General features: G+C 61.2%; 24 protein-coding genes. 17 read left to right on the forward strand and 7 right to left on the reverse strand.

The annotated features are described in order from the left end of the window. Positions 1-194 precede the first annotated feature (194 nt). The 3 genes from V7660_RS12145 to V7660_RS12155 all read left to right on the forward strand — a co-directional run bounded on the left by V7660_RS12145 (position 195) and on the right by V7660_RS12155 (position 3,441). Positions 195-632, forward strand: a complete 438-nt coding sequence (locus V7660_RS12145; protein WP_335603314.1) for an ester cyclase — start codon at positions 195-197, stop codon at positions 630-632. A gap of 148 nt (positions 633-780) precedes the next feature. Further along, entirely contained in the window at positions 781-1,086 is a 306-nt protein-coding gene (locus V7660_RS12150) for a PilZ domain-containing protein (RefSeq protein WP_335603315.1), read from the forward strand. A gap of 888 nt (positions 1,087-1,974) precedes the next feature. Then, on the forward strand, positions 1,975-3,441 hold the full coding sequence (locus V7660_RS12155) for a sigma-54-dependent transcriptional regulator (RefSeq protein ID WP_335603316.1): 1,467 nt from the start codon (positions 1,975-1,977) through the stop codon (positions 3,439-3,441). A gap of 66 nt (positions 3,442-3,507) precedes the next feature. On the opposite strand, the gene V7660_RS12160 is transcribed toward V7660_RS12155, so the two are convergent. Both V7660_RS12160 and V7660_RS12165 read right to left on the reverse strand, forming a co-directional pair. Then, positions 3,508-4,479: a bifunctional helix-turn-helix transcriptional regulator/GNAT family N-acetyltransferase gene (locus tag V7660_RS12160; protein WP_335603317.1), complete on the reverse strand. Its 972-nt coding sequence runs from the start codon at positions 4,477-4,479 to the stop codon at positions 3,508-3,510. 99 nt (positions 4,480-4,578) lie between these two features. After that, the gene (locus tag V7660_RS12165; protein WP_335603318.1) at positions 4,579-5,478 is read right to left on the reverse strand and encodes a hydrogen peroxide-inducible genes activator; all 900 of its coding nucleotides are present in this window, start codon (positions 5,476-5,478) and stop codon (positions 4,579-4,581) included. 120 nt (positions 5,479-5,598) lie between these two features. On the opposite strand from V7660_RS12165, the gene V7660_RS12170 reads away from it, so the two are divergent. From V7660_RS12170 to murG, 12 genes are all read left to right on the forward strand, one after another. Further along, positions 5,599-6,159: a peroxiredoxin gene (locus V7660_RS12170; RefSeq protein WP_335603319.1), complete on the forward strand. Its 561-nt coding sequence runs from the start codon at positions 5,599-5,601 to the stop codon at positions 6,157-6,159. Positions 6,160-6,376: 217 nt separating this feature from the next. Beyond that, complete coding sequence (locus tag V7660_RS12175) at positions 6,377-6,919, forward strand: carboxymuconolactone decarboxylase family protein (protein WP_335603320.1); 543 nt, start codon at positions 6,377-6,379, stop codon at positions 6,917-6,919. A gap of 424 nt (positions 6,920-7,343) precedes the next feature. Next, entirely contained in the window at positions 7,344-7,856 is a 513-nt protein-coding gene (locus V7660_RS12180; RefSeq protein WP_335603321.1) for a division/cell wall cluster transcriptional repressor MraZ, read from the forward strand. Continuing rightward, positions 7,856-8,878 (forward strand): 16S rRNA (cytosine(1402)-N(4))-methyltransferase RsmH, encoded by a 1,023-nt coding sequence (gene rsmH, locus V7660_RS12185; protein WP_335603322.1) that lies wholly within the window; start codon positions 7,856-7,858, stop codon positions 8,876-8,878. Before V7660_RS12180 ends, rsmH begins: the two co-directional genes overlap by 1 nt. Continuing rightward, complete coding sequence (gene ftsL / locus V7660_RS12190) at positions 8,875-9,216, forward strand: cell division protein FtsL (RefSeq protein WP_335603323.1); 342 nt, start codon at positions 8,875-8,877, stop codon at positions 9,214-9,216. Before rsmH ends, ftsL begins: the two co-directional genes overlap by 4 nt. Then, on the forward strand, positions 9,213-10,841 hold the full coding sequence (locus V7660_RS12195) for a peptidoglycan D,D-transpeptidase FtsI family protein (RefSeq protein WP_335603324.1): 1,629 nt from the start codon (positions 9,213-9,215) through the stop codon (positions 10,839-10,841). The genes ftsL and V7660_RS12195 overlap by 4 nt, the downstream gene beginning before the upstream one ends. Then, a complete protein-coding gene (locus V7660_RS12200; RefSeq protein WP_335603325.1) occupies positions 10,838-12,277 on the forward strand; it encodes a UDP-N-acetylmuramoyl-L-alanyl-D-glutamate--2,6-diaminopimelate ligase in 1,440 nt (479 codons plus the stop codon). Before V7660_RS12195 ends, V7660_RS12200 begins: the two co-directional genes overlap by 4 nt. Then, positions 12,274-13,707 carry a UDP-N-acetylmuramoyl-tripeptide--D-alanyl-D-alanine ligase gene (locus V7660_RS12205; protein ID WP_335603326.1) on the forward strand — a complete coding sequence of 478 codons (1,434 nt, stop codon included), beginning with the start codon at positions 12,274-12,276 and terminating at the stop codon, positions 13,705-13,707. The genes V7660_RS12200 and V7660_RS12205 overlap by 4 nt, the downstream gene beginning before the upstream one ends. Beyond that, positions 13,707-14,900 (forward strand): phospho-N-acetylmuramoyl-pentapeptide-transferase, encoded by a 1,194-nt coding sequence (gene mraY / locus V7660_RS12210; RefSeq protein ID WP_335603327.1) that lies wholly within the window; start codon positions 13,707-13,709, stop codon positions 14,898-14,900. The genes V7660_RS12205 and mraY overlap by 1 nt, the downstream gene beginning before the upstream one ends. Before the next feature lie 10 nt (positions 14,901-14,910). Beyond that, positions 14,911-16,326: a UDP-N-acetylmuramoyl-L-alanine--D-glutamate ligase gene (murD, locus tag V7660_RS12215; protein ID WP_335603328.1), complete on the forward strand. Its 1,416-nt coding sequence runs from the start codon at positions 14,911-14,913 to the stop codon at positions 16,324-16,326. A 38-nt stretch (positions 16,327-16,364) separates the two neighbouring features. Next, complete coding sequence (locus V7660_RS12220; RefSeq protein WP_442910048.1) at positions 16,365-17,474, forward strand: FtsW/RodA/SpoVE family cell cycle protein; 1,110 nt, start codon at positions 16,365-16,367, stop codon at positions 17,472-17,474. Then, positions 17,467-18,564, forward strand: a complete 1,098-nt coding sequence (murG, locus tag V7660_RS12225; protein ID WP_335603330.1) for an undecaprenyldiphospho-muramoylpentapeptide beta-N-acetylglucosaminyltransferase — start codon at positions 17,467-17,469, stop codon at positions 18,562-18,564. The genes V7660_RS12220 and murG overlap by 8 nt, the downstream gene beginning before the upstream one ends. Here the strand turns inward: murG and V7660_RS12230 are convergent. Then, positions 18,561-19,049 (reverse strand): DUF3291 domain-containing protein, encoded by a 489-nt coding sequence (locus V7660_RS12230; RefSeq protein ID WP_335603331.1) that lies wholly within the window; start codon positions 19,047-19,049, stop codon positions 18,561-18,563. The genes murG and V7660_RS12230 overlap by 4 nt on opposite strands. Before the next feature lie 187 nt (positions 19,050-19,236). Here V7660_RS12230 and murC point away from each other — a divergent pair, with 187 nt between their 5' ends. Then, positions 19,237-20,661, forward strand: a complete 1,425-nt coding sequence (gene murC, locus V7660_RS12235; RefSeq protein WP_335603332.1) for a UDP-N-acetylmuramate--L-alanine ligase — start codon at positions 19,237-19,239, stop codon at positions 20,659-20,661. Positions 20,662-20,753: 92 nt separating this feature from the next. Then, on the forward strand, positions 20,754-22,256 hold the full coding sequence (locus V7660_RS12240) for an MFS transporter (RefSeq protein ID WP_335603333.1): 1,503 nt from the start codon (positions 20,754-20,756) through the stop codon (positions 22,254-22,256). Between the two features lie 19 nt (positions 22,257-22,275). Here V7660_RS12240 and V7660_RS12245 read toward each other — a convergent pair whose 3' ends face one another. The 4 genes from V7660_RS12245 to V7660_RS12260 all read right to left on the reverse strand — a co-directional run bounded on the left by V7660_RS12245 (position 22,276) and on the right by V7660_RS12260 (position 24,288). Continuing rightward, positions 22,276-22,881 (reverse strand): TadE/TadG family type IV pilus assembly protein, encoded by a 606-nt coding sequence (locus V7660_RS12245; protein ID WP_335603334.1) that lies wholly within the window; start codon positions 22,879-22,881, stop codon positions 22,276-22,278. Between the two features lie 5 nt (positions 22,882-22,886). Further along, on the reverse strand, positions 22,887-23,444 hold the full coding sequence (locus tag V7660_RS12250; RefSeq protein WP_335603335.1) for a TadE/TadG family type IV pilus assembly protein: 558 nt from the start codon (positions 23,442-23,444) through the stop codon (positions 22,887-22,889). A gap of 109 nt (positions 23,445-23,553) precedes the next feature. Beyond that, positions 23,554-23,997 (reverse strand): pilus assembly protein N-terminal domain-containing protein, encoded by a 444-nt coding sequence (locus V7660_RS12255; RefSeq protein WP_335603336.1) that lies wholly within the window; start codon positions 23,995-23,997, stop codon positions 23,554-23,556. A gap of 135 nt (positions 23,998-24,132) precedes the next feature. Further along, positions 24,133-24,288 carry a hypothetical protein gene (locus V7660_RS12260; protein WP_335603337.1) on the reverse strand — a complete coding sequence of 52 codons (156 nt, stop codon included), beginning with the start codon at positions 24,286-24,288 and terminating at the stop codon, positions 24,133-24,135. Positions 24,289-24,291: the final 3 nt, after the last annotated feature.

The following is a 24,291-nucleotide window of genomic DNA, read 5'->3' on the forward strand; positions in this document are numbered from 1 at the left end:
CCTCGAAAGCGCCATCGCCTGGCTCTTCATCGCCCATATCCGTATCGCAACGCGAAGGCTTGCAAGAGCCTGATTTTATGAATGAGCATTTTGATTCAGACTCTAAGGCCAGTGAGTGAGAACGAGCTTACTATGCTGGAAATCGGCCGTAGAGTGGCTTCCGTATAAGTAGTTACTGGAAAAAAGAAGCTGACATGAACCCCCTGACCGAAGCCCGTATCGCGAATGTCCGCAATCATATGGCGTTGGAGGTGACGCATGACTGGGATGCGGTCATCGCGACGTTCGAGCATCCCCGCTACGAGATGCATGGGGGCGGGCAGGTGTTTGACGGGGAGGCGGCTGTGCGGCGCTATTTCGACCTGTCGCGCACGCCCTTTCCGGACCAGGACAATGAGATCATCTCGATTGCGGTGGATGAGGCGACGGACAAATTGCTGGTCGAATTCTGGCTGACCGGAACGCATACCGGGCCCTTGCAGGTCGGCAAGACCACGATCGAGCCGACAGGGCGGCGTTTCAAGGTGCGCATGGCCGCGACGTTCGAATTCGCGCCCGGCAGTGACCGGATTATCTGCGAGCGGCCCTATTTCGACCAGGGCGCCGTGCTGCGGGCTCTCGACCTCGTCTGACGCGGGGGCTTCCGGGGTCTGATAAACGGGCTTTGATCGCCTGCTGAAAGACTGCACGCGAATGGAACCAATACGTCGTTCACGCATACTAATTGCGATGACCGATATTATGCCAACTCAGTCCAGGACGGATGCCGGCCCCACAGAGATGCGACGCAGCGTACGTGTGCGCCTCCAGACGGCCGGGCGGATTGTCCTGAAGGATTACAGCGACGCCCGCAGCATTCTGGTGCAGGATTTGTCGGTCGACGGCGCTTGCCTGATGATTGGCGACTGGTCCGATTTGCCGGAAACGTTTCACCTGTTGCTGCGCCGGACGCCGGCTGAGCCTCATTTCCAGGTCGACTGCACGGTGCGCTGGCGCGCCGGAGCGGCCGTGGGCGTCGAGTTTGAGCGCTCGCTTGGCGGATACCTGCTCGCCGAACTGATCCGTCAGCCCCTTTACGCGCACTAGGCGGCGCGGCCCTCGGCCAGACCTGATCTGATCTAATCCAGATTTTCACGGCCCGTTGCGCGTTCCCTGATGCGCAGCTGCGCCATCAAGTCTTCCAGACGCGGGGACGGCGGCGCTTTCAAACTGTCCTCGAAGGATTTCCGAAGCGCGTCCCGCAGCGGATCCCGGGGCGAGTCCTTTTCATTTTCATTGTCGTCCGAACGAAAAATAAGCTGTCTCTTTTCCTGCATGCCTGCGTCCCACACACCCGCGCAGCCTTAGGTATTCAGCTGGTCTATTCCGGCCGAAAAAGGCCTAAATCAGCGACGGTCTCTAGGAAGTTTTGCGAACCTTGTCGATGGTCCCTTCGGGCCCCTAACGGCCTGTGCACATGCACAATTGGCTTTCTGGCCCGCATTGTGATCACGGGGCGGAGGGCGGGGCGAATGTCCCGTGAAGGGGGGGCATCCCGGAACGGGTGTGGAAAATTAGTATGACCAGTCGGAACGTGTTGCAAATATTGCAGAGGCAGAGATCGGGCCGGGGCGGTAATAAGGGTTTTCGCACGTGCGAAGACCGTCAATACGGAGGTGTCCCTGATTCCCGGCGTTGAAATAGATTGAAATAAACCGTGAAGCCCATGCGCCCGGCTTTAAGCCGTTTCGTCCCTCAGGGGTGAGCAGTTTCAACGTTTGCAAGTGCGCGTTGCCACGCTGCCCTCGCAAGGCGAAGCCGTAGGGCGATTCAGATTTGAGTGAAATTTCACCCTTCCATTCAACCAGACTTCCACCTCGCTGTGTCAGAACGGGGCGTAACGATACGGGACGAGACTGTTCCGCTTTGTGTCAGAAAAACAGGGTTCAGGGGCGGCTTCAAATCCGCTCCGTGTATGGAAGGGTAGTATTCGAGATGGCCAAGACGGTACTCGTAATTGATGACGATCCGACACAGCGCCGCCTGCTTCAGGCGGCTGTTGAAAAGGCCGGGTTTGCCTGCCGCACGGCACCTGACGGCGAAGCGGGCCTCGCGCTTGCCGCCGACCCTAAGGATGGCATCGACGTGGTCCTGCTGGACCTGACCATGCCGGGCCTGTCGGGCATGGATACGCTGGAGCGCCTGTCGGCGAAACGCGCCGACCTGCCCGTCATCATGCTGACCGCCACAAGCGGGATTGACACGATTGTTCAGTCCATGCGCCGCGGCGCGGTCGACTTCATCGTGAAGCCGGCCAATCCGGAACGCGTCGTCGTCTCGATCCGCAATGCATTGAAGCTGCAATCGCTGTCGGGGGAGGTGAAGCGCCTGTCCCGCAAGGCCGAAGGCGGCATGAGCTTTGACGACATGATCGCCACGGCGCCGCCCATGCGCCAGGTTATCCGCCTCGCCGAACGCGCGGCCAGCTCGGATATTCCGGTGCTGATCCTCGGCGAAAGCGGTGTGGGTAAGGAAGTTGTTGCCCGTTGTATCCAGGGCGCATCCGGCCGGGCGGGCAAGCCGTTTGTGACCGTGAACTGCGGTGCCATCCCGGAAAATCTGGTCGAGTCGATCCTGTTCGGTCATGAGAAGGGCGCCTTTACCGGTGCGGTCTCAAAAGCGCTCGGCAAGTTTGTCGAGGCCGATGGCGGCACGCTGTTCCTCGATGAGGTCGGTGAACTGCCGCTGGACGCACAGGTCAAACTGCTCCGCGCGCTGCAGGAAGGGGAGGTGGATGCCGTCGGCTCACGCCGCCCGACCAAGGTGGATGTGCGCATCATTTCCGCAACCAACCGCGATCTGTCGCAGCAAGTTGCCGAGGGCACGTTCCGCGAAGACCTGTTCTATCGCCTCAATGTCTATCCGGTCGACATGCCGTCCCTGCGCGAGCGCCGCGACGATATTCCGGCCCTGGTTGATCATTTCGTGAACCGCTTCAATGCCAGCGAAGGCGCGAAAGTGTCCGGCGTGGCCGATGACACGATGAAGATCCTGTATGCCTTTGACTGGCCGGGCAATGTCCGTCAGCTGGAAAATGCCGTCTTCCGCGCGGTGGTTCTGTGTGATGGTGACCAGTTGCGCCCGCAGGATTTCCCGCAGATTTCCGGCCAGATGCCGGATGCGGCGACGCTGCCGCAATCACCGGTTAGCATGGTTCAGGACTCTGCCGAGCCAGCCCCGTCGGGCGATGCAGGTCCGGTCTCCATCCAGGATGAAGCAGGCGAACTGCGCACGCTGAGCGATATCGAGCGCGACATTCTTCAGTATGCCATCGACTTCTATGAAGGCCATATGAGCGAAGTGTCCCGTCGTTTGGGGATTGGCCGCTCGACGCTTTACCGCAAGGTCCGCGAATACGATCTCGACGTGCGCCAGGAGCGCCAGGAACGCGAGGCGAGCTAGGCCAAGGCCAAAGGGAAATGCCGGCTCAGACCGGCCATAAAGCCCCGCCACACCGGCGGGGCTTTTTCATTGGGCGGCAGGCATCGCGTAGGACATGGTGACGTTGCAGCGCTCATAGCGGTGGCCGTAGCGGCGCATGATCTCGTCATCATGCCGGAAGCCGTATTTTTCATAGAGCCGGATGGCGGAGGCGCATTTCGAGTTGGTCAGCAGGAAGAGGTTCTGGATTTCCATCTGGCGGGCCCGTTTCAGGATTTGCCGCATCAGGAAATCTCCGGCCCGGCGCCCACGCGCGGAGGCCAGTACGCCCATCTTGGTCAGCTCCACTCCGCCATCCTCCATCGGCATCAGCGCGCAGGTGCCAATGATGCCAAGTTCCGGATCTTCGACGAACAGGATGGTGCCGCCCTTGTCGATCACCTTGGCGCGCGGGTTTTCGATCATGGCGATGTCTTCCGCTTCCAGCCGGAACATCTCCTCGACCCATTCGCGGGAGATGCGGTCGAAATGTGGGGCGAGCTCGTCTGAGAATTCCACGATTTTCAGACCCGCCGGATTGGCCAGCGCCTCGATCCGCCCCGACAGGGGTTGGTCGGCGAGACGTGATTCCACGAGGCTGATTTCCGCCAGCAAGTCGTGATCAGGGTAGAGGCAGAGTTGCTGGGCGGCCTCGCGCACAGCGGGCCAGAAGCTGGCCCGCATTTCCGCGACAAGGGCTTCGCCGGACGGGGTCAGGAAGATTTCCTTCTGGCGATTGTCGCCTTCGATCGGGCGCGTGTCGGTCAGGCCCATCTTCTGGAGCGCATTATGAATGCGTGTGATGGCGGGCTGGCTGACGCCGGTGGTCTCGACGGCGGCGCTCACGCTGAGCGGGCCGTTTGCTTCCAGAGCGGCAATCAAAGGGAAGTGCGTCGTCTGGATCGGGTAGGCGCGCGCGTCGAACACGCTGACAGCCTCAGCCTGCAGCCGGTCGGCAAGGCGCTTCAGCCGGCTGGCAAGGCCGAGATAGCCGATGTGTGTGAGAATATCCTGGCTCATCATGGATTTCCATAATCAGTTATATAACGTGTTATGCGGTTAGGCTCAGGCAAAGGCTTCGTCAAGATGAAATCCTGATCTTCCGGGCGGGGAAGGGGCCTAATGCCGGGTGTAAGCCTTGACGATTTCGCCAATCTTGCGGGCATCGGCTTCGCGCGGACTGCCGGTGCGCCAGGCAATGCCGATCTGGCGGCCGACGACAGGATTGACGAATTCGCGCACGGCCACGTCCGGGCCGATGTTCAGGCCATTGTCGGTCGCGAGTTTTGGCAGGAGCGAGACGCCGAGCCCGCCGGCAATCATGTTGACCAGCGTGCCGAGCGAGGTGGCGGCCACCTGATCGGTTCCGCTGCCGGTCTTCATCCGGCAGATTGAGAGCGCATGGTCCCGCAGGCAATGGCCATCCTCGAGCAGGAGGAGATTTTCGCCCGACAAATCCTCTGGCGACAGGCCGTTCTTTCTGGCCAGCGGGTGCGCGGCAGGGGCGGCAAACAGGAATTCGTCATCGAACAGGGGCAGCATCTCGATGCCCGGCACATCCCAGGGCAGGGCGATCAGGGCCGCATCCAGCGTGCGGGTGCGCAGCTGGTCGATCAGGCGGGGGGTCTTTTCTTCATGCAAATAGAGCTTGAGATCAGGGTATTGCTCGCTGAGCGCGCGCACCGTGGCGGGCAGCACGAAGGGGGCGATGGTCGGGATGGCGCCCAGATGGAACGGGCCGGTCAGCAGGGCGCCGGCGCTCTGGACCGACTGGACCAGGGAGTGGGCGTCATTGATCAGCGCATTGGCGCGCGCCACCGCCAGTTCGCCGGCATGGGTCAGCTTGGCGCCGCGGGGCTCGCGTTCGGCCAGTTTCACCCCCAGCAGATCCTCCAACTCCTTGATTCCGGCGGACAGGGTGGGCTGCGTCACATGGCACGCCTCGGCCGCCCGCGAGAACGAGCCGGTCTCTCCAAGAGCCACTAGATACTGCAGTTGGCGAAGAGTGGGTATAATCATAGAGACAATCTATACCGCGAATGGGAATTATCAATTTTCCTTTTTGCCGCAACTGCGAGAAAGCACGCGCACCGGGCCCACCGTTCCGGCAGCCTAAAATCTTATCCCAGGAGATCCACTATGCTTGGCATTGGCGAAAAGCTTCCCGAGTTCACCGTTACGGGCGTAAAGCCGAAATTCATGCAGCATGAGCAGAATGGCGAGAGCGCGTTCGAGCCCATCACGCAGGATTCCTTCGAGGGTAAATGGAAGGTCATCTTCTTCTACCCGAAAGACTTCACCTTCGTTTGCCCAACCGAAATCGCTGAATTCGCCCGCCTGGCTGGCGACTTCGAAGACCGCGACGCGGTTGTGCTCGGCGGATCCACCGACAACGAGTTCGTGAAGCTGGCATGGCGCCGCGACCATGCCGATCTGGCTGAACTGCCGATCTGGCAGTTTGCCGACACCCGCGGCGAGCTGGTTGATGGTCTCGGCGTGCGTGAACCATCCGAAGGCGTTGCCTATCGCGCCACCTTCGTGGTCGATCCGCACAACGTCATTCAGCACGTCTACGTGACCAATCTGAACGTTGGCCGCAGCCCGGCAGACACGCTCCGCGTGCTCGACGCGCTGCAGACCGACGAGCTGTGCCCATGTAATCGTCCGGTTGGCGGAGATATTTTGGAACCAGCTGCCTAGGTCGCGCATATATAGAGCGCACGCTGGAACTCCTGGGAAGACGTCCTACTCCCTCCCCCACCCATGGGGCGTCTTCCCTTCAGCGTCGCGAAAGGTCCGGCAGGTCTTCCGTCCACCCAGTTCCAGGACGTTGGCACTCCCACCCCAAAGCCAGAAGGCTTGTCGGGCCCATTCGCTCCCCCACATCGTACTACTGACTCCGGAAGGATGAGGATTCATGTCTATCGAGTCCCTGAAATCTTCGCTGCCTGACTATGCGAAGGACCTGAAACTCAATCTCGGCTCGCTGATGAATGAGACGCTGCTGAGCGACCAACAGAAATATGGCTGTTTCCTTGCCTGTGCCCATGCTGTGGGCGAGCCCCAGACCCTGGCCGCACTGGAAGCCGAAGCCGCGGCCAAGCTGAGCCCCGACGCCCTGAAGGCTGCGAAAGCGGCCAGTGCCATCATGGGCATGAACAATGTCTACTACCGCTCGATCCACCTGATCAGCAATGCCACCTACAGGACGCTGCCGGCCAAGCTGCGCATGAACGTGATTGGCGCGCCGGGTATCGAGAAGGCTGATTTCGAGCTGTATTCGCTCGGCGTGTCGGCCGTGAATGGCTGTGGCATGTGCCTGGACGCGCATGAGGCTGAACTGCGCAAGCACGGCCTGTCGACGGAGCAGATTCAAGCTGGCATCCGGATCGGCGCAGTCGTCAATGCCGTCGCCCGCGTTCTGGCCGCAGAAGCCGTGACGGTCGCAGAGCCGGCCTGATAGTCTCGCACCCGCGCGACCCAAGACCCATAGAGAGGCCCTGAAGCATTGCTTCGGGGCCTTTTTTGCGATTCGAAGCATTCGCGAAGTGATGCGGAGCCGAAATGACCAATTGCAGGTCATCGCCCTGACCAGCTGTGGAAAACGGCAAAAAAAGACATGTCCTTTTCTTCATGCGTTGCCTGCCACGGCAGGGGAGGGCAGCGGCCTGATTCAGAACGGAAAATTTCGCCCCGCCCATTCTGGCCCATATGGGAGTTCCGGTATGTTCCCTATATATTTCATCTTTGTTCCAATGGTTTCCGGATGTGGATATTTCAATTCCTCCACCCCGCCCATTGAGGCCCATAGTGTCCCATGATACTCCACGTTAAGACATGGTTTACCCATGCGGGGTTTAGGCAGAATAAGTCAGGGTTGGCGGGTGTTTGTTTCCACCTATGAAAGCGCTATTGATGCAAAAGGACGGGTTTCGATCCCCGCTTCCTTTCGCGCTGCGCTGGGCGGTGGAAACCGGATTTTCCTCTGGTTGGCGCTGGATGGATCGGGCTGCCTGGAAGGCGGCGGCGAAGCCCTGATGGCAATGTATCGCGCGACACTGACCCGGCTTGCCCCGCACTCCCCCGCCCGCAAGGCGCTCGTCACCCGCATTATTGCCGGGTCCGCCGACCTGAAAATGGATGATACGGGCCGCATCAAGCTGTCTGACGAGCTGATGAAGGCCGCAAACCTGACAGATCGCGTGAAATTCGCGGGCAATATGGACAGTTTCCAGATCTGGAACCCGGACCGGCATGCCGAGCATTTCGATGCCATGGCCGCCGAAGCCGCCAAGGAAGACACGCTGGAAGCGCTCGGGCACGCGTATTCCGAAGTGCTGCACCAGCAGGCCTCCGGGAACGCCGCCCTGAAACTCGTGGATGGGGGCGATAGCTGATGACACAGGACGCGCCCCTCGCTCCGGACCCCGGCCACAAGCCCGTCATGCTGGATGAAGTGCTGGAATGGCTCGCCCCCAGGGATGGGGAGATCATTGTTGATGGCACGTTTGGCGGCGGCGGCTACAGCCGCGCCATTCTTGGGTCTTCTAAATGTACCCTGATTGGCATTGACCGCGATGTGGATGCCATTGAGCGCGCCCGGAAGATGGCGGAAGAGACGGAACGCCTCGTACCCTTGCCCGGGCGCTTCGGCGAAATGGACGAAATCGTCCGCGCGGCGGGATATGAGCAGGTCGATGGCGTGGTGCTCGACATCGGGGTCTCCAGTTTCCAGATTGACCAGGCCGCGCGCGGTTTTTCCTTCATGAAGCATGGCCCGCTGGACATGCGCATGGGCGATACCGGCCCAACGGCGGCGGATGTGGTCAACAGGATGAGCGAGCAGGATCTCGCCAATATCATCTTCCGGCTCGGCGAAGAGCGCCAGGCGCGCCGGATTGCCCGGGCAATTGTCCTGCATCGTGATGAGACACCTTTCGAGACAACGACCGAACTGGCCGATGCGGTCGAGAAGGCCGTGGGCGGGCGCAAGGGCGCGCGTATCCATCCCGCCACGCTGACCTTCCAGGCCATCCGCATGTATGTGAATGACGAGCTGGGAGAGCTGGCCCGCGCGCTGCACGCGGCGGAACGCCTGCTGCGCCCCGGTGGCCGTCTCGTGATCGTCGCTTTCCATTCGCTGGAAGACCGTATGGTAAAGCAATGGTTGAAGAAGCGGGCCGGGAAAATGGGCGGCGGATCACGCCATCTGCCGGTTGCGCAAAAGGGGCCGGACTCCACGTTCGAACTCGCTGTTTCCAAAGCGGTTCTGCCGTCTGATAACGAAGTTGAAGGCAATCCGCGCGCACGCTCCGCCAAGTTGCGGGCCGCGATCCGGACCAGCGCGCCCGCCATTGAGGAAGAGGCCAGCGACGGCATGAACCTGCCGCCCCTCTCAGACCTGGAGGATGCCCTATGAGCCGTCGTGCGTTCCTGTTTGGATTGGTCGTTGTCGGCCTGCTGATCGTCAGTCTCTACCGCGCCAAATATGGTGCGAAGGATACCGCCGCTGAACTGATGGCCGTCGAGGCACAGATTGAGGAAGCGCGTGAGGAAAAGGCGCTGCTGGAAACCGAACTGTCGCATATGAGCCGCCGCGAATGGATCGAGGAATATGCCCGCACCGAGCTGGGCATGGCCCCGCCGAAGCCGGAGCAAATGGCATCCGAGGGGGACCTTGATGCGCTGGTGGGCGAACCCAACAGCCTCGCTGTGAAAGCTCCCGCACCCACCGAAGACGGGGAGGGGCCCGAGTGAGCGAAGCCTCCCGGAACCGGACACGGCTTGCTGGCCTCGCGGTCAGCGCGCTGTTTGTCGTTCTGGCTGGCAAGGCCGGCTATCTGTCGCTTGCGGGGGGCAAGGCGCCTGCGCATGTGTCTGGCCAGAAGGCCGAGCGTGTCGTGCGGGCCGATATTGTCGATCGCAATGGGGAGCTGCTCGCTACCTCTGTCTCCGCATACTCTCTCGTCGCCAATCCGAAACTGATTTGGGACGGCGCGGACGTCGCCAACGCGCTGGCCACCGTGCTGCCGGACCTGGATGTCGCCGAGATGACCCGGCGCTTGTCCGACCAGAGCCGGGAATTTGTCTGGGTGGAGCGCGGCCTGACCCCGCGCCAGCGCAAGGCCGTGTTCGACCTTGGCCTTGAAGGATTGCGTTTCGAGGAAGAGAGCCGCCGGGCCTATCCGCGCGGCACGTTGGCCGGACATGTTCTGGGCTATACGAATATTGACGGCATCGGCGCGGGCGGCATCGAATACAGCCAGAATGAGCGTCTTGCCGCGGGCGGCGAGCCCATTCGCCTGACCATCGACAATGGCGTGCAAGCGGCGGTCGAGGCGGAACTTTCGATAGCGGCCGCAGAACATGAAGCTGAAGGCGGCGCGGCGATCCTGCTGGATGCGCAGACCGGCGAAGTCCGCGCCATGGCCAGTTGGCCGCCTTTTGATCCCAACCGCTCGGTCGACATTCCGATGTCGGATTCTTCGCGCCTCAACCGCGCGACCGGCGCGGTCTATGAATTGGGGTCCGTCTTCAAGCCGTTCACGGTCGCCGCCGCGCTCGAAGCAGGCGTGGTACACCCGAAGGAATTGTTCGATGTGCGCCGCCCGCTGGAAATTCTCGGCTTCACGATCGAGGATGACCATCCCTTCCACGGCGATGCTGACATCACGCACATCATTTCCGAAAGCTCCAATATCGGCACGGTCCGGATCAATGAGAAACTCGGCCCGCGCCGCCAGCAGGATTTCCTGAGACGGTCCGGCCTGATGGAGCGGGTGAAGATCGAACTGGCGGGCAGTTCTGCGCCGATCCTGCCGGAACGGTTTGACGATCTCTATTCCGCGACGGTCTCCTACGGACACGGCATTGCCGTGTCGCCCATGGCCTATCTCGCCGCCTTTTCCGCCTTTGCGAATGGGGGCGAGCGGGTGCAGCCGACCCTGATCATGAACAATCGCGACCGGCCTGCGCCTGTGCGGGTGATGTCCGCCCTGACCGCCGAGATGGTCAATGTCATGATGCGGGAAGCCGTGCTGACCGGCACGGGCAAGAATGCCGAAGTGGCCGGCTACCGCGTCGCCGGAAAAACCGGCACGGCGGAGAAGCCGATCCTTGGCGGCTATGATGATGACCACAATGTCACGAGCTTTGCGGCTGTCTTTCCCTATGATCGCCCCCAATATGCCCTGATCGTGACCCTCGATGATCCGAAGGCCGGATCAGGGGCCGGCGTCACGGCGGCGTATAATGCGGCTCCGGCGGCGGGACGAATAATCGAACGTGTTGCCCCGCTCCTGGGCCTCGCTCCGCGTTTCGAGGATATTCGCCCCGCAGGCGCCGTCCTCCGCTCCGGCCAGGAGAAGAGGAGTTCCTTGTGACCAGACTGAAAGACCTGTTCCCGCTCATCGAGCAGGGAGACATCGAAATCAAAGGCATGACCGCTGACAGCCGCCGGGTGGCGCCGGGCTATCTGTTTGCGGCGCTGAAAGGCACCGTATCGGATGGCCGGGACTATATTCCGCAGGCGGTCGAGAAGGGCGCGGTTGCCGTTCTGTCCGAAGGCGGCATCGCCGTCGATGGCGCGGCGCATGTGATTGCAGACGAGCCGCGCCGCGCGCTGGCCCTTGCCGCAAAGCGCTTCCATGTCGCGCAGCCGAAAACCATTGCCGCCGTGACCGGCACGAATGGCAAATCCTCGACCGTGGATTTCTGCCGCCAGATCTGGGCGAATGCCGGCCTGTCGGCGGCCTCGATGGGCACGCTTGGTGCCATCGGCCCGAAGGGCAAGATCGATGTCGGCCATACGACACCCGATCCGGTCACCATTCATGAGACCCTGCACGAGCTGGCCGGGCAGGGGGTGACTCATTGCGCAATGGAGGCCTCCAGCCACGGCCTTGAGCAACATCGCCTTGATGGCGTGGATCTCGCAGCGGTCGCCTTCCTGAACTTCACGCAGGACCATCTCGATTATCACGCGACGATGGAAGAATATCTCGACGCCAAGCTGCGCCTGTTCCGCGACTTTGGCGGGCAGGGCCTGCCGGCCATCGTGAATGCCGACAGCGATCATCGCGAAGTCTTCGAGAAAGCCGCAGCCGATCATGGCTTGCAAATCGTCTCATTTGGTTGGCGCGGCGAGGATCTCTGGATTGACGAGATCATGCCGCGTGCGACGGGTCAGGTGCTCAGCCTGTTCTGGCGCGATGTGGAATTGAAGCCGTTCGAACTGCCGCTGATTGGCGAGTTCCAGGCGCTGAATGCGCTGGCGGCTGCCGCGATCTGCCTGTCGCTCGGCATGGACGTCGATCAGGTGATGGAGGGCCTCTCCAGGCTGAAACCCGTGAAGGGGCGGCTCGAACTGGTCGGCAAGACCGAGGCGGGCGCAGGCGTGTTTGTCGATTATGCCCACACACCGGACGGGCTGGATGTGCTGCTTCGCGCCGTTCGTCCGCACACAGCCGGACGACTGAAAGTCATCTTCGGGTGCGGCGGTGATCGCGATGCCAAGAAACGGCCCCTGATGGGCGAGATCGCGGCGCGCCAGGCTGATGATGTGATCGTCACCGACGACAACCCGCGCTCTGAAGACCCGGACATGATCCGTCATGCCATCCTTGCTGCGGCGCCGGATGCCCGCGAAATGGGGGATCGCGGCGAGGCGATCCGGACAGTCATTGCGGAACTCAAAAAAGGCGACACGCTGGTGATCGCTGGCAAGGGGCATGAGACCGGCCAGATCATCGGCAATGAAGTGATCCCGTTCTCCGATCAGGACACAGCGCTGGATGCGCTGAAAGGCGGTGCCGGATGAGCGCGCCGCTCTGGACCTCTTCCGACATGGCCCTCGTCACGGGCGGCAAGGCGACGGACCCGTTCGCGGTGACCGGCTCTGTGTCGATCGACACGCGCAGCCTGAAGCCGGGCGATTTGTTCGTGGCGCTGACAGACCAGCGCGACGGGCATGATTTTGTCGAGGCGGCCTTCGCGGCCGGGGCTGCTGGCGCGCTTGTCTCACGGCAGGTCGGGCAGGGGCCGCAGCTTGTCGTGGAGGATGTGCAGGCGGCGCTTGAATTGCTGGGCGTGGCCGCGCGGGTTCGCTGCGGCGCGCATCGCACGGCGGTGACCGGCTCGGCCGGCAAGACCAGCGTCAAGGAAATGCTGGCCCAGATTTATCGCGCCTTCGGCCCGGCGCACTGGAATGTGAAGAGTTTCAACAATCACTGGGGCGTGCCGCTGACTCTGGCCCGGATGCCGGAAGAGACCCTGCGCGCCGTGTTCGAAATCGGCATGTCGACGCCGGGCGAGATTGCGCCGCGCAGCCAGATGGTCCGTCCGCATACGGGTGTCGTCACCTGCATCGCTGGCGCACACCTTGAGGGGCTTGGCTCGCTGAGCGCGGTGGCGCACGAAAAGGCCGACATCTTCAGCGGCATGGAAGCCGGAGGCGCGTTCATCCTGCCGGCCGATGACGAATTCTTCGACTATCTCGCTGGCCGCGCGCGGCGCTTCTGCCCGACCGGGAACCTTGAAAGTTTTGGCCGCAGCGCAGAGGCGACGGCTCGGATCGTCGGCTATGAGACCGATGGCAATGAAAGCCGCATCCAGCTGGATATTGTCGGCAAGCCGGTGCTGGTCACGATCAATGCGGTTGGCGAGCATTGGGCGATGAACGCCGCCGCAGCTGTGCTGGCCGCCAGCCAGTCCGGCCTGGCGATTGAGGATTGCGCGGCGGCCCTGTCCGGCTACACACCGCCACCGGGACGCGGCACGGCCGAGCAGCTGCAGCTGCCGCAGGGCGGACACATCACGCTGATCGATGACGCCTACAATGCGAACCCTGCCAGTATGAAGGCTTCGCTCGCCGCCTTGTCGCGGCGTGGCAGCGGACGGCGACTGATCGCGCTCGGCGAAATGCTTGAGATTGGCGAAACGTCGGATGCAGAACATGCGGCCCTGGCAGGTCCGGTGGCCGATACCGGACCGGCTGAAATCTTCCTGGTGGGTGACAAGATGACTCACCTTTCGGACGCACTTCCGCCGCAGTTGGAGCAGATCTGGACCCGCAAATGGGAAGAGCTGTGGAATCCTCTGCAAAACGCACTCCGGGATGGAGATGTGCTCTTGATCAAGGGCTCGAATGCGTCCGGGATGGCGAAACTAGCTGACCGAATTCGCCAATGGAGCGAGCCGGCAATGGGTAAGATGGAACGCGGGGCAGAAGGCACCGCAGAGGTTGGGTGATGCTATACGAGTGGCTGGCCGCTGACAGCGGAATATTCAATGTTCTGAACTATATCACCTTCCGGTCCGGTGCGGCCGTGGTGACGGCGTTCCTTGTGACCGTCCTGTTCGGAGACGCAATCATCAATTTCCTCCGTGCCCGGCAGGGCAAGGGACAGCCGATCCGCGACCTGTCGCTGGAAGCGCAGCTGTCGAAGCAGGGAACGCCTACGATGGGCGGCTTCCTGATCTGGCTCGGCCTGGTGGTCGGCGTACTGCTCTGGGGCAATCTGACAAACCCGTATATCTGGGTCACCCTGTTCGTGACCTTGTCCTATGCCGGGCTTGGCTTCCTGGATGACCTTGCCAAAGTCTCGAAGCAGAGCGCCGAGGGGGTTCCGGCAAGTGTCCGTCTGCTGGCGGGCTTCGGCATTGCGGCGCTCGCCTGTGCGTTCATCATGGGCCTGCATGGCGCGCATACGCCTGTGGGTCATGCCGAATGGGGCCCGCTGAACGGTCTTGCGGAGACGATTGCCGGCCTCGCGCCCAAGACCAGTGTTGAGCCTGCCGACCCGGCCTTTTCCGGCGGCGTCGCGGTTCCCTTCGTGAATGACTATTTCTTCCCGCTCGGCGGTTTCTTCATCCTGTTCGGCATGATCGTGGTCGTGGGCAGCGCCAATGCCGTGAACTTCACCGATGGCCTCGATGGTCTCGCCATTGTGCCGATGACCTTTGCCGCCGCCGCCTATGCCCTGATCGCCTATCTGACCGGCAACTTCGTGTTCGCCGACTATCTCGGCATCCAGTTCACGCCGGGCACCGGGGAACTGACCGTGCTGCTTGCCTCGATGATTGGCGCAGGCATGGGCTTTCTCTGGTACAATGCCTATCCGGCCAAGGTGTTCATGGGCGACACCGGCTCGCTCGGCTTGGGGGGTATGCTCGGTGTCGTGGCCGTCGCGGCCAAGCACGAGTTTGCGCTCGTCATCATTGGAGGCCTGTTCGTGCTGGAAGCCGTCTCGGTGATGATGCAGGTTGGCTGGTTCAAGATCACCCGCAAGCTTACGGGGGAGGGCAAGCGCATCTTCCTCATGGCGCCGCTGCACCACCATTTCCAGAAGAAGAACTGGCCTGAGACCCGTGTCGTCGCGCGTTTCTGGATCCTGTCCGTCCTGTTCGCCCTCGCGGGCCTCGCAACCCTGAAGCTGAGGTAAACCGAGACCTATGATTCCGATTACTGAATATGCGGGAAGAGATGTTGCAGTGTTCGGCCTTGGCCGGACAGGCCTCTCGGCTGCCAAGGCCTTGAAGGCTGGCGGCGCGCGTGTTCATGCGTGGGATGACAATGAAGAGACCCGCGCCAAGGCAGAGGCCGCCGGCCTGACCCTGTCAGACATCAACAAGCGCGACTGGCAGACCTTTGCCGCGCTCGTCCTGTCGCCCGGCGTGCCCTACAAATTCCCGCAGCCACACCGCATCGTACGGATGGCGGAAATGACCAATGTGCCGGTCGTCGGCGACATGGAATTGTTCGCGCGCGCCGTGCAGGCCCTGCCGGAGCGTGGCCGCCCGAAGATTGTCGGGATCACCGGCACGAACGGCAAATCGACAACGACGGCCCTGATCGGCCATATCCTGAAACATGCAGGCAGGGATGCGCGCATCGGCGGCAATATCGGCACGGGTGTGCTGGACCTCGCCCCGCTGCATGCCAATGCGATTTACGTGCTGGAGCTGTCCTCCTACCAGCTGGACCTGGTGAAGAGCCTGCATTGCGATGTTGCCGTCCTGATGAACATCACGCCGGACCATCTGGACCGGCATGGCGGCATGGATGGCTATCAGGCCGCGAAGATGCGCATCTTCCAGAACCAGACCGAAAAGGATGTCGCGGTCATCGGCTTTGATGACGTGATTACCCAGTCCATCGCCATCGGCCTGTCGGCAAACGGCCCGGCCCGCGTGGTGCAGGCCTCGTCGACCTATGCGCTCGGACGGGGCGTGAGCGCCGTAGACGGACGGCTTTATGACAGCAACAGCGGTCAGGCACAGTTTGTCGGAAGCCTGTCCGACTGCATGGCCCTGCCGGGCCGTCACAACCATCAGAACGCCGCCGCCGCCTATGCGGCCTGCCGGTCGCTGGGCCTCGACCCGCAGACCATCATGGAAGGCATCCGCACATTTCCAGGCCTCGCCCACCGGCTTGAAATGGTCGGCGAGATCGACGGCGTGAAATTCGTCAACGACTCCAAGGCCACCAATGCCGAAGCCGCCGAGCAGGCGCTCAAAGCCTACAAGAAGGCCTACTGGATTGCAGGCGGTGTCTCCAAGGCGGAAGGCATCCGGTCCCTGGCGCCCTTGTTCCCGAACATCACGAAAGCCTACCTGATTGGGGAGGCGGAAGACTCCTTCGCCGCCACGCTGAAGGGCAAGGTCGCCCTGCAAACCTGCGGCACGCTGGAAAATGCAGTCCAGGCTGCATTTAGGGATGCGAAAGCCGTCGGAGATGAAAATCCGGTCATTCTTCTTTCACCTGCCTGTGCGAGTTTCGACCAGTTCCGCGATTTTGAACATCGCGGGGATGTGTTCCGGAGCATCGTCCAGTCCATGATGCCGCAGGAGTTGAAGGAGTTGGCTTGACCTACGTATCGTCTGCCCCATTGCTCGCACGCTCGGATATGTCCTGGCTGACCGAGTGGCGGCGGACGCTCGATTGGGGCCTGCTCGGCGGCGCATTCTTCCTGATTGCAATCGGCCTGCTCATGTCGCTCGCGGCAGGGCCGACGGCGGCTGCGCGCATCGGCTATGCTGACGAGTATTTCTTCGTGTTCCGGCAAGTCGGCTTCGCAAGTCTCGGCTGCCTCATCATGGTGGCGGTCAGCATGCTGGACCGGGCCTGGGCGCGGCGCTTCGCGACGCTGGTCTTCATTGTCAGCCTGACTCTGATGTTCTTCATCCTGGTCTGGGGCCATGAAGCGAAAGGCGCGCAACGCTGGTTGCGGATCGCCGGCTTCTCCTTGCAGCCAAGCGAGATGGTGAAGCCTGCCCTTATCGTGTTCGGCGGCTGGCTGCTGGCCCAGCGCGAGCTTTACCCGACCGGCCCGTGGGCGGTGATCGCCTTCCTGTTCTATGCGGTCACGCTCGGTCTCTTGTTGTTGCAGCCGGATGTGGGTCAGTCGGTCCTGCTGACGGCGGCGTTTGTCGTGACCTTCTTTGTCAGTGGCCTGCCGTGGAGATGGGCAGCGGGCTTTGCGGTTGGCGGCGTCAGCCTGTCGGCCTCGCTCTATGCCTTGCTGCCGCATGTCCGCTACCGCGTGAACAGCTTCATCCATCCGGATTCCGCCGACACGTATCAGATCGACCGCGCGGCCGAGGCGATCGGCCGGGGCGGCCTGTTCGGTGTTGGTCCGGGCGAGGGGCAGGTGAAGATCCATCTGCCGGACGCGCACACCGATTTCATCTATGCCGTCATGGTCGAGGAGTTCGGCCTGATCGCAGCACTCGTGCTGATGGCGATCTTCGTTCTCATGATCCTGCGCGGCTTCCGCGCCAGTTCCCGGGTGGATGATGGCTATGCGCGCGCGGCGAGTGCCGGACTCTTCACGCTATTTGGCCTTCAGGCTGCCATAAACATTGCCGTAAATCTGGCCCTTATCCCGCCAAAGGGCATGACACTGCCATTTGTGTCCTATGGCGGCTCGTCCATGATCGGGACGGGATTGACACTGGGCCTTGCGCTGGCACTTGTGCGCGGACAAGGTACGCGCACAAGGGGCCGCTATGGCTAACGACAGAGACAAGCTCGTCATCATCGCAGCAGGCGGAACCGGGGGGCACATGTTCCCCGCCAGGGCCTTTGCCGACGAGATGCGCGCGCGGGGCTGGAAGATTGGCCTGATCTCTGACAAGCGCGGCGCGAAATATGCCAAGGATTTTCCGGCCGACTGGCTGGAACAGGTTCAGGCCGCCTCTCCGAATTTCCGCAAGCCGTGGACGCTGCCAGGCGCGGCGATGAAGATCAATGCCGGCATTTCCCGCGCCAAGACGCTGATCCGGGAAACCCGGCCCAGCCTGATGGCGGGCTTCGGCGGCTATCCGGCCTTTCCGGCGCTCGCTGCGGCGCGCCGCATGAAAGTGCCGATCATCATTCATGAGCAGAACGCCGTGCTCGGGCGGGTGAACCGCCGCTTTGCCCGGCAGGCCAAGCTGGTCGCCAGCGGGTTCGAGCGGCTCGACAAGCTGCCCTCCTGGAGCGCGCATCTGGCCGTGGGCAATCCGGTGCGCGAGGCGATCCTGGCGCGGCGGGACGATCCCTATCCCTCTACGGACGATACGCTGACAATCCTGATTACGGGAGGTAGCCAAGGCTCGAAGATCATCGGCGAGACCATCCCGACGGCGATTGTCGATTTCGTGCCCCCGCCGCTGCAGGCGCGGCTGCGCGTTATCCAGCAGGTACGGGAAGAACAATACGCCTTTGTCGACAACATGTACCGCCGGGTAAAGATCGACGCCGAGCTGGCTCCGTTCTTTTCCGACATGCCGGAAAAGCTGTCGCAGGCGCATCTCGTGATCGCCCGGTCCGGTGCTGGCACGGTGTCGGAAATTGCTGCGGTTGGTCGCCCCTCCATCCTGATCCCGCTGGCGATTGCCATGGATGACCATCAGGCCGCAAATGCCGAGGCCCTGACGGAAATCGGCGCCGCCGACATGGTGCTGGAAAGCAATCTCTACCCGCAATTGCTGGGCGCGCTGATCACGGCCCGCCTGCAGGATACGGATGATTTGCGCGCGCGCGCTGCGGCGGCGAAGGCCTCGGCCAAGGTCAATGCCACGAAAGACCTGGCTGACATGGCAGAACGGGTCGCAGAGCTTTAGGCGACGCGCGGCGCGCAGGCATGAGTCTTGTGCATCTCGGCATCCCGCAGCCATTCCCAGCCGAACGCATCTTCCGTGTCGCCTTTCTGTTGGCGCAGGGCGAGCCGTTCGAGCGCCTCTTCGAGCGTAGGCGTATGGTCTTCCGGGATTTTCCACATGACGAAATGCATCTCCCGCATCAGCTCGAACCATTCGGCCCGACGCTCATAGAATTTTCGGTGGATGGTGCCCCAGACAAACCGTTCGAGGCTTTGCACATCTTCCCAGACGGTCAGATTGGCGACGAATTGCGGATCCCCGTCAATCTTGGCTTCCGTGTTGCCCTGGCCGGGCTCACCCGACCCTTCCATCATCCAGACAAAGCCGGGCATGGATTTGCCGAGTCCGTTGATGAGATCGAGATTGTCCATGAAATCCTTCACGCGCGGATCATCCGTCGGCGCGACGAGATGGCCGACATTGAGCTGGGCCAGATGCATTTTCATGATTATTCCCCCTCACCATAAAGCACCCGGATTGTGCCTCATTCCAGTCATTTTGGGATCGCACGGTGCCTGTTCAAGAAAATCGCCTTCGGTTTCATGAATGTGTCATGCGCAAGCAATCCTTGCTTCGCGCTCCCGCGTCACGGTATCGCTAGGCGTTCCCGTTTCCTCATTTGGACGATCCTGCATGACTTCTCCCACTCCCTTTGATCTTGGTCCCGCGCACATTGTCGGCATTGGCGGCATCGGCATGTCTGGCATCGCCGACGTCATGATCACGATGGGCTATCAGGTGCAGGGCTCTGACATACGTGAGTCCGACAATATCCAGCGCCTGCGCGACCGCGGCGCGAAGATCTTCATCGGTCACGCCGCCGAGAATGTGGAGGGGGCCGGCACGGTCATCATCTCGACCGCGATCAAGTCCGGCAATCCAGAGGTCGATGCGGCCCGCGCTACAGGCATTCCGGTCGTGCGCCGCGCCAACATGCTGGCAGAGATCACGCGCCTGAAATACACGGTCTGCATCGCGGGCACGCATGGCAAGACGACGACGACGTCGATGGTCGCGGCGCTGCTAGATGGCGCGAATATCGACCCCACCGTCATCAATGGCGGAATCATTCATGCCTATGGGTCGAACTACAAGGCAGGCGAGAGCGACTGGATGGTCGTGGAGAGTGACGAAAGCGACGGTACTTTTGCCAAGCTCCACCCGACGTGCGCCGTGGTGACCAATATCGACGCGGAACACATGGACCATTACGGCTCCATGGAGAAACTCCGCGAGGCGTTTGATACCTTTGTCGAGAATTTGCCATTCTATGGCTTTGCCGTCCTGTGCACGGACCATCCTGAAGTGCAGGGGCTTGCCGCGCGGGTCACGGACCGGCGCCGCATCACCTATGGCTTCAACCGTCAGGCCGATGTCCGCGCGATAAATCTGAAGACCGATCTGTCCGGCGCGCATTTCGATGTGGCGCTGCGCCGTCCCGGCTCGGCCCAGCCACGGATGATCGAAGGGCTGACCCTGCCGATGGCAGGCGAGCACAATGTCCAGAATGCGCTGGCCGCTGTCGCGGTCGCGCTGGAGCTTGGCGCGAGCGACGATCAGATCCGAACCTCGATGGGGCAATTTGGCGGGGTGAAGCGCCGCTTTACACAAGTCGGCGAATGGGTGCCGGTCGAAGGCAAGCCGCCCGTCCGCATCATTGATGATTATGGTCATCACCCGGTGGAAATCTCCGCCGTGCTGAAGGCTGCGCGCGCCATGCAGGGACAGGGACAGCTGATCGCTGTCTGCCAGCCGCACCGCTATACGCGCCTGCGCGACCTGTTTGAGGATTTCTCCCGCTGTTTCGATCAGGCTGACCATGTGCTGGTCGCGCCCGTCTACGAGGCCGGCGAGAGCCCGATCGAGGGGTTTAACCACGAATCGCTCGTCGCCAGCATTCTGCGCAATGGTCATCGGGGCGCCGCGACGCTCGCCTCCATCGAGGCCTTGCCGGAGACGCTGAAGGAGCTCGCTGAGCCTGGCGCAATGGTGGTTTGTCTCGGGGCAGGGGACATCACCAAGTATGCGGCGGAGCTGGCTGAAAAACTCTCGGCCTGACGTAGAGACAGCGGGAAAACCGCTTTCCCTTTCCTTGCGAATGTGCAGGCTAGGCAACAGATGCCGGCAAGCGGCACTTGGGAGGAAACTGCATGACCGAGACATCCATTTCGCCCGGCCAGGACGAAGAAGCTGCCATTGTGGCTTCCCAGGGAACGCGCACGGCCGGCGAAGGGGGTGCCCTTGGCAAGACGGGTCTGGCCTGGGCCTGGTTCGAATGGGCCCGCAACCCTTATTATATCCTGATCATCATCTATGTGTTCGCGCCGTATTTCGCGCGTGACATCATTGGCGCGGACATTCTGGCCAGCGGCGAGCTGGACGGCCTGGACCCGGAGACCGCACGCCAGATAGCCGGCGCGAAAGGGCAGGCGGTGGTGGCCTCATTGTCGAAATGGGCGGGCGCGATCGCGGCGCTGACGGCGCCCTTCCTGGGGGCGGCGTTTGACCGGGGCCTGCGTCGCAAACCGTTGCTGATCCTGTTCCTCGGCGTTCTGTCGGTGCTCAGCTTCCTGCTCTGGTGGGCCGTGCCGGGCGAGTCCGGTTTCTCTACCGGCACCATTATCGGCATCCTGATCGCCGCTTATGTCACTTACACCTATAGCGAGGTGACACATAATTCCATGCTGCCGGATGCGGCGCGACCGACCGCGCTGCCGGCCGTCTCGGGGCTTGGGCTGGCGCTCGGCAATGCCGCCGCGACGCTCCTGTTTGTGGCCGTTATCCTCATGTTCGCCCTGCCGGATATGCTGGGCTGGCCGTTCGAGGAGCCCCTGTTCGGGATTGATACGGCGAAATACGAGCATTTCCGGATCGCGGGCCCTCTCTGTGCGGTCTGGCTGGTCGCGATGATTGTGCCATTCTTCCTGTATGCGAAGGATTCCGGGGTGAAAGGCACGCCCTTCCTGCCCTCTGTCCGGCAAGGGGCCGAAGGGGTCATTCGCACCGTGCGCCGGGCAGCGGAGTATCGCGAGGCGTTCAAATTCCTGATTGCGCGGACGATCTATGCCGACGGGATGTTCGCCCTGCTGGCGCTGGCGGCAGTGTATGTCAGCCTGTTCCTGGGCTGGGGCATTGTGGAGCTGACCATCTATGCCATCTGGGCCTCGGTCTGGGCGGCGATTGGCGGCGTGGCCGGCGGCTGGTTCGACTCCAAGCTCGGACCCAAGAATGCGCTCCTGATGGAGCTGTTGGCGATTGTCGCCATCCTGTTCTTCGGGCTTTCCGTAACGCGGGATTCCATCCTGTTCGGCCTGATCGAGAACCGGGAGCTGTGGCAGGCTCCATTCTTCTCCAGCCTGTCAGATGTGACCTATCTGCTGAACGGGGCGCTGATCGGCGTCTTCGCGACCGCCAACATATCGTCCAGCCGGTCGATGCTTGTACACATCGCGCCGACCCATATGCGGGGGGAATTCTTTGGGCTTTACGCGATTGCCGGAACAGTCACGGTCTGGATTGGGCCGCTCCTGATCGAATTGTTCACCACCTGGTCAAACAGCCAGCGGGTTGGCATGTCGGCCATTGCCCTGCTGTTCTTCTGCGGATTTGCCATGCTGACGACGGTCAAGGTCTCGCGAACGCCTGCCGAGTAGGGGCGGGATTAGGCGAGACCTAGCTGGTTGGGCCGAAGGCGTTGCCGGTACCCTTCGTAACCCGGGCAATTTCATCAACCCGGCGGGGACGGAGATAGAACTCGTCCTTGATTGTCTTGGTCGTGTTGATGAAGCCGCCGATCTGGCTGTCATATTCGTAGACGACTTCGGACAGAATGATCGAGCCGGGCGATGAGATGATGCCATCCGGCACAGTCACTTTTGCGCCTTTCGAATAAGCCGCCATCTTGTACGCGTCGGACCATTCCACCACGGGCTTCCCATCGCCATGATCCACAATGCTGGTGATCCGCATGGTGGAGCTCTGAGCCTGATAGGGTTGCATCATGACTTCGGCTGCGGCGAACATTTCTTTCATGTCATCGTCTGTCACGGTTGCCAGACGGGCCGTCAGGTCTCCCAGGCTGGCTGTGGTCGACGTGACCCGGCGATCAACCCGCATGAGCAGGCTGAGCTCGACCGCGCCCAGATAGATGAAGATCAGGAGCGGGGCGATCAAGGCGAATTCAACGGCGGAAACGCCTTCCTGATTGTAGCGAATGCCGCGCACACCGCGCCATTTGAGGCGGGGATTGAGTCGGGAGAGAAGAGATTTCTTGGTCATGACCATCAGTCTCCGAAAGGTTCGTTGCGGAACACCGCATTGGTCTGGATCAGGTGACGGTTGTTCGGGAGATTTGATAAAGGCGCGGAGACCCAAGGCGTCATCAGACGCCATTCATAAAAGACCCGGACTGCCACGATATCGTTGGCCGTTCCTGGATCATATTTGAAGTCGATGTCGTCAATTTCGCCGTCACCATCCAGGGGCGTTGTAAGGTCGGCCGCACTGAACTTGTCGAGCGAGCGTACGTCAATATAGAGACGGTCGTCGCAATCGAGCAAATCGTAGAGTTTTGAACAGACTTCCCTGCGAAATTCCACCTTGGTAAAACCGCTATCCTGCGCCTGGCCCGTACGGATCTTGCGCGAGGCTTCCCCCAAGGCGTGTTCCAGCACCGTAGACATGATGAACAGGAGACAGATTTCCAGAAGTCCAAAGATCAGGAAAAAGAAAGGGACGGAAACAAGTGCGAACTCGACAGCGGTTGCCCCGCGGCGGTTCTCACACCATTCCATGAATTTGCGGCGCAGGCGCGGCGCAAGGATTCCGGTTTGTGCTGTCATTGTCATCACCCAAACAGACCCACATGATTAGATGGTGGAATATCAGATGTGGGTGATCAGCAGGTTTCGTCGATCGGTTGAATTTCATGCTTTTGGGGCAGGCGTGACGCTAATTGCCACCCGAAAGGCTTTGTGCCCCTGTCTGCTGTTCGATGTACTGCTCGAAATGGCTGGGGTCATCGCCCACGCTCAGTGTCGACTGGCAATTGGGCGCACAATCATAGGTGAAGTTGGTACCGGATCGGTTGATCGTCACCAAATTCGCCTCATTTGCGACCACGACGATGTCAGTAGAATAAATTTGGCGGCCTGCATCGTCAAAGATCAGCAGATTGGTCGTGCCGAACATTTTACCCGTAATGAAGATAAGCTGTTCATCATGCACGGCCACATCGGCAATCTTCTGGTTGCCCAAAACGACACTGGCGGCTGCGTTGCGCAAGTGAACGGGTATCGTCTTGTTGATCTCCACCGAAAGAGGGGCGGCCAGTGCGGCTTGTGACAAGAGCGCAGCGGTGACCGGCAGGGCGCAGATCTTCGCGAACAGGTTCATCTTGCTGTCTCCAGAATTATTCAGCAGGGGCACACTCGTTCAATAAGGTTGCGCGTTTCCTAATAAGAGAATGCGCGTGGGACGAATTTCCCTGAGATTGTCTTTATATGGAATAACCGGAAACAGATCGAATCACTAAAAGCCCAATGTTTTCGGGCCTTCAAAAGGTAAATGAAACCCTGTTTTGCCTTCATGGATTTTCTCTTTTCTTTCATGTGATGTTGAGAATGATCCGGTAATTTCCGTCATGTTCCGGGTAGAGGATTTTGCCGGGGCAAAAAACAATTGCATGAT

It is taken from the genome of Hyphomonas sp., from assembly GCF_036964145.1.
In the GTDB taxonomy this organism is placed as follows: Bacteria; Pseudomonadota; Alphaproteobacteria; order Caulobacterales; family Hyphomonadaceae; genus Hyphomonas.